Here is a 5,057-nt window from a genome sequence, read left to right on the forward strand (position 1 = left end):
CGAAAGAAGCCCGTTCGGGACAGGTTGACCTGCTCAATTTGTGGATATTTCGGTCAGATCGACCGAACGGATGACCGTAATCGGTGCCCCGCGTGCGTGAAGCAGAACTGGTGATGACCGCCGAACAACAAGTGAACTTCAATAAGATTATGGAAGACTACGATGATGAGGACTACGCCCGGAAGCTCATGAATACGGGCTCGCGGGCCACCGGTCATGTCCCGCCGATTGCCCTTTGCCATATCCCGGGAGGGGTCTTCCATCTCAACAAGACCAAGTTCTGGAGAATGTGACTGATGGATGATGTCGAAAGAGCTGGAAGGAATTCCGGGAAAAGGTCCGAGGTGTGATCGAGGACCATGGAGCGCCAGATGATCTCCGCTCATTTGACGCCTGGTACGCCGAGGAGATGCGTTTGGTGATGGCGCACAACTACCCAGCTCCGCACGTCTCTGACGTTACATGGTCGACCGAGGTTCTGCATGTCGAGTGTGATGACCGCGAAGTGGTCGACCGTATGATGACTGCTATGGCGGAGGTTTCACACGATCTCAAAGAGGCGCGGGCCCGGCGGTCAGTGATGAGCAGTATTGTCGGCTGGAATGATATTCATGGAAGCGTCTTCAAGCAGCTTGGTGAGTATCGTGCCGGGTGGGCGGAGCAGCTTACGCTTGCACTTGAGAAAGTGAAGAGGTTGATCGACGAGCAGCCCGACCTGTTTGGTGATGAACACCCGTCCATCGTTCAGATCAAACAGAAATGGGGAGGCTTGCGCGTCTATGAGCGCCCGGGCTGCAACCAGGCTGCGAGTGAAGAGATTCAATGGCGTGTCGATCAGATTGAGCAAACCTGTGAAGGTTGTTCTAATTCTGCCCAACGCCAGAACATCCTTGAGTTTGTGACGACGCTTTGCAGCTGGTGCTACAATGATGCTCTGCGGCGGCGATTTGAGGGCGCCGAAGAATCCTGGCCCGACAGCCTTAGGCTAGACATTGTGGAAAACTATCCAGACCTCGTTTCTCCAGATTGCGCATCTCTTGTTCCTGCTGTCGGAGAGGGCTGGCTCGCCATGATTTCGCAAGCACTCCACAAGCTTTCCTTCAGTCAGGATTTCAGGGCACTGGACCCTGGAACTATTCAGATCTCGGATATTAAGAAAGGCCAGGATGGCCAGATTTTCATCGGTTTCAGTCGATACCACGATCTCATCCAGGAGTACGCTGACTGTATGGAATTTCGATGCGGTGTGACGTGTGAAGAGTGGGGCCACGTTGGTGACATCGCTCGGACAGCCGACAGGTCTCAAGTGCTCTGTTCTCACTGTTACTGTACTCGGGAGAAGTCTGATGGGTGATGATGACGACGTTGAGCTGGATGAACAAACCTTGCGTTTGCTTAGGCTTCGGGAGGCTGAAATTGCGGCCGGTCGAGCAAAACTTACCAAGCCGATTACCTCGGATGAGATCCGGTCGCGAAAGGTGCCTGATCCGAAGTGTAAGTCAGATGAGTGACGAGACTGCAGAAGAGGAAATCCCAATTTTCGTAATCTGCGAGACTTTGGTGAACGGCCAACTTCGAGAGATTGAAGGAAAACAGATCACTGTAAAACCAAACAAGATCTTAGTCTTGACGATCAGTGTCGAGGATGTTGAGCGATGACAGATGATTTTTCAGAAGAAGAGATCTTCGGGCGCCCGTTAAAGGATGTTCCTCTAAGTGACTTGATCGCAGAGTTGCAAGCTCGTCGCAAAGAGGGTCCGGAGGTCTGGCTTGCATTGCGCAAAATGATTTTCGAGCAAATCGCCGATTTTGCACAGCGTCCGGCCGACGCGCCCAAAAGGCGGGATGAATGGGTCAAAGAGAACACCTGGGATCTAGTGACTGACGACGATGATGTTGAGATCACTGATGGTAGCGGCAACGTGTTCGACGACCTCGGGAACGAACACCCAAGGAAGAAGACTTAGTGATGGGGCCCGAGCATTTCAGCTTGATCTTATCCGCCGTGATCATTGTCGCTTTGACGATCTACGTCAGACACATCGTCCACACTGCTGGAAAAGATCGCGAAGTCGATCCAGAGCGAGTGAAGAAGATCATGCGAGATCTGGACTACAGCCACCTGGACCGGGTGATGAACCTGCGAAGGAAGGGCTAGCGGGATGTTGAAGGTGGTTGTTTACGTCGGTGATCAAGAAGTCGCTCGAGCTGTAGCTGAGAACGATTCAGAGCTCGCGGACGTGTCTGATTACAATATTCGAATGAACGAACGGGCCGCTGAACAGCTGGGCATTCAGGAAAAAGGCCTTGGCGGCCGGATTAAAGGCCACCCTCGAAATCAGACGGCCTGGGCGCTCGTCCGCAAGATCGCAGACCTTTGGCTTGCGGGGATTGGCGCGGGCGAAGAAAGCGTTGAGGCAGAGCTGCCGCCGATGATCCGCAAGTCTGTCCGCGAACTAGATGAGAGGGTCGAAAAGGAATCGAACCAGAGCGAAGATTGGAATGCTGTGATCAAGCAGATTTCTGATGACGAACCGTATTCCCTGGGCTTCTACGCTGACAAATTTGAGTCGTGGACAGCGGACGAGATTGAAGCTCTTCGATGTGATGTGGTTGAGACAGCAACAGAGGAGGAACTAATGGCCGAGGTCGAATGCCGGCGAAGAGCTGGTCTACTGCCCAAGGAGGCCTCGAATGATGGCTTCTCAGATCTGGTTGATGATCTCTGGGGCAAACTCGATACAGACCCAGACGGCTAGTACAGCTTACCTACCGCCATTACCCAAAGTTTAACATAAGAAGTCTATGGCGACTGTCGTTGTAGTAGTGCGCGCTTCTTCTAAGCGCCTCTCCTGCTAGGACCAAAGCGTCCCGGATAAGTATTTCCCCAACACTGCTCTGCGGAACCATGTACTACCAGTCTTTACGATAAGCATGGTTGATCGCAACCAGCCCAAACCGGACATTCGCAACAAGACTTTGCAATTTCCGAGATCAGGACAAAGCGGTCGATGACGAGAAGCCTAGAGTTTTTAAATTCCAGTATCGAAAATCGAAGGGCGCACGGCATCCTCTTACCTTCGAACAATAAAGTTTTGGCGAAGAACAACGTACACTGCTCAAATTGAATTCAAAAAACGCTCTATTTCCACCAGGGTTTTAGGCCAAGCAGGATCATACTCTGGCATTGTGTTGTTTGCCGTCTCAATGCCAATGAAGCGTGCATTCTCGATGCCGGAGGCGAATATCCTACCTTGTTCAACACTGTGCATCCTGTCTCGATTAGCGTGCATGACTAAAGCTGGGCAGGTGATCTGCGGAAGCAGGTCGGTTACGTCGACTTCAGCGACCAGCGGTCCAATCTTGAGCCAATCCTGATGGTCCATTGCCACTTTCATAAACTCTGCATAAGCGCGCTGGTCATGCGGGCTTGCAGTTGGAGCAAATGACTGGGCCATCAAGTCTCTTGCAGAAGGATATTCATCGTTCCAGCCTTCGAGGCTCATATCCATCATAGCTTGCCCAAGCGCGGCAATGCCGGGCTGTGAACGAACCGCAAGTCCTTGTGCGAATCCGCCAAGTAGAACCAACCCCGAAACACGGTCAGGATTGTGTGCGGCAAAAGCCGCGGCAATGGTTGCCCCAAAAGAAATGCCAAACAATGGCACTTTTTCGATCCCAGCTGCGTCCAGTACGGCCTCAACATCTTCGACGATGCGATTTAGAGATACATCCTGCACGCCCCTCTGGGACAAACCATTGTTTCTACCATCAAACCGATAAAGGCAGTGATTTTCAGAAAGCAGCGGCAACCACCCGGCGATGGTGTTCATCGTCCAATCGTATTCCAGATGCCTAAGCCAGTTTGGTGTGACCAGTAACTTTCTACCACTTCCAGTGGATGTCCAGGCAAGCGTTGTACCGTCTTTTGATTTTGCAAAGCGGACGTCTTGAGAGCTAGCCAGCAGCTTGTTCTTTGCACGTCTTTTGTCACCATCTAAATCAATAGAGTAGGCTTCCACTGGATTTGGAATTCCCTTCAACCGTATCGAGCTTTCTGGTCGCAAAGCAACCGCCAGCGAAGTTCCCGCAACTTCAGCAGCTGTCTTGCTGACGAGACAACTTCCAATATGCGCGCTGGACTGAAGGCGCGACGCAACATTCACGGCCTCTCCGAACAAGTCTGTGCCATTTGGCATTACGTCGCCAACGTGGAGACCTCCTCGAAGTGTTACGTCTTCATCTTTCATCTGATTGAAAATCTGGCTGGCAGCATTAATTGCGTCTGTGGCTGCAACAAACTCAACCAAAGCACCATCTCCCATCAGCTTGAATATTCGTCCTTTGTTTTCATGGACCAACGGTCTGATCACATCGTCCAAAATGCGTTGTAGAGTGTTCAGCGTGGTCTCAGCATCCTCTGACATGCGCTTGGTATAATCGACGACATCGAGGCTTAGGATCGCAGCAATTTTCCGCTTCATCAGTCGATGTGATCCTTTTAGCTAAACCAATTCCTCTGAACCAAAATTAACAGACGAATAGATTTTTGTGACCAAAACTTGTGCCTGGGCATTTTGCTAGGCCTGCAAGTTCCCAAACTTGCGCTGAAACACACAGCCGAGCAAAACGTCTTATTGGCTGGCGAAACCTAGAATTAAGGTGAATGATTAACGCATTTCACGTCGCTAACGAAGGTTCACTTCGAAATATCCAATCTAATGGTATCAGTCCGTAGTTCTTCTCATCTGTGACCGATGGCAGCCCGAAGCGGAAATTCGACTCTGAGCTTTGCAAATTCTAATTAGCGGACTCTAGCTACCATTAGTGCGAATTGCTTGAAGGTATCGAGCGCTTCGCCGCGGCGACAATATTAGAAAAAAATTGACCGCGAGAAACAAGGTGGCTGAAACTGCTCTCTGACAGGAAGCAGGCGTCCCCGCACACTTTCGCGCAATTCGAGCTTAGTCCAAGGTGTTTCCGGTGATGAAGGTGTACGAGCTTTCAACCAGATCGATGACGACATCCAGCTCTTCGGGTGTGGTTGGAGTATAGAT

The 5,057-nt window shown here is 51.2% G+C and carries 7 protein-coding genes; 6 read left to right on the top strand and 1 reads right to left on the bottom strand.

What is annotated here, in order from left to right:
* Window positions 1-92 precede the first annotated feature (92 nt).
* The 6 genes from AC2FJC_RS23695 to AC2FJC_RS23720 all read left to right on the top strand — a co-directional run bounded on the left by AC2FJC_RS23695 (window position 93) and on the right by AC2FJC_RS23720 (window position 2,759).
* Window positions 93-293 (top strand): hypothetical protein, encoded by a 201-nt coding sequence (locus AC2FJC_RS23695; protein WP_496742164.1) that lies wholly within the window; start codon window positions 93-95, stop codon window positions 291-293.
* 53 nt (window positions 294-346) lie between these two features.
* Window positions 347-1,354: a hypothetical protein gene (locus AC2FJC_RS23700; protein ID WP_496742166.1), complete on the top strand. Its 1,008-nt coding sequence runs from the start codon at window positions 347-349 to the stop codon at window positions 1,352-1,354.
* Entirely contained in the window at window positions 1,347-1,511 is a 165-nt protein-coding gene (locus tag AC2FJC_RS23705; protein WP_496742168.1) for a hypothetical protein, read from the top strand. The genes AC2FJC_RS23700 and AC2FJC_RS23705 overlap by 8 nt, the downstream gene beginning before the upstream one ends.
* 144 nt (window positions 1,512-1,655) lie before the next feature.
* Entirely contained in the window at window positions 1,656-1,967 is a 312-nt protein-coding gene (locus tag AC2FJC_RS23710; protein WP_496742170.1) for a hypothetical protein, read from the top strand.
* A 2-nt stretch (window positions 1,968-1,969) separates the two neighbouring features.
* Window positions 1,970-2,158, top strand: a complete 189-nt coding sequence (locus tag AC2FJC_RS23715; protein WP_170495135.1) for a hypothetical protein — start codon at window positions 1,970-1,972, stop codon at window positions 2,156-2,158.
* A gap of 4 nt (window positions 2,159-2,162) precedes the next feature.
* Complete coding sequence (locus AC2FJC_RS23720) at window positions 2,163-2,759, top strand: hypothetical protein (RefSeq protein ID WP_496742172.1); 597 nt, start codon at window positions 2,163-2,165, stop codon at window positions 2,757-2,759.
* 360 nt (window positions 2,760-3,119) lie between these two features.
* Here AC2FJC_RS23720 and AC2FJC_RS23725 read toward each other — a convergent pair whose 3' ends face one another.
* On the bottom strand, window positions 3,120-4,484 hold the full coding sequence (locus tag AC2FJC_RS23725) for an alpha/beta fold hydrolase (RefSeq protein ID WP_496742174.1): 1,365 nt from the start codon (window positions 4,482-4,484) through the stop codon (window positions 3,120-3,122).
* Window positions 4,485-5,057: the final 573 nt, after the last annotated feature.

This window comes from Ruegeria sp. CDSB117 (assembly GCF_059611005.1).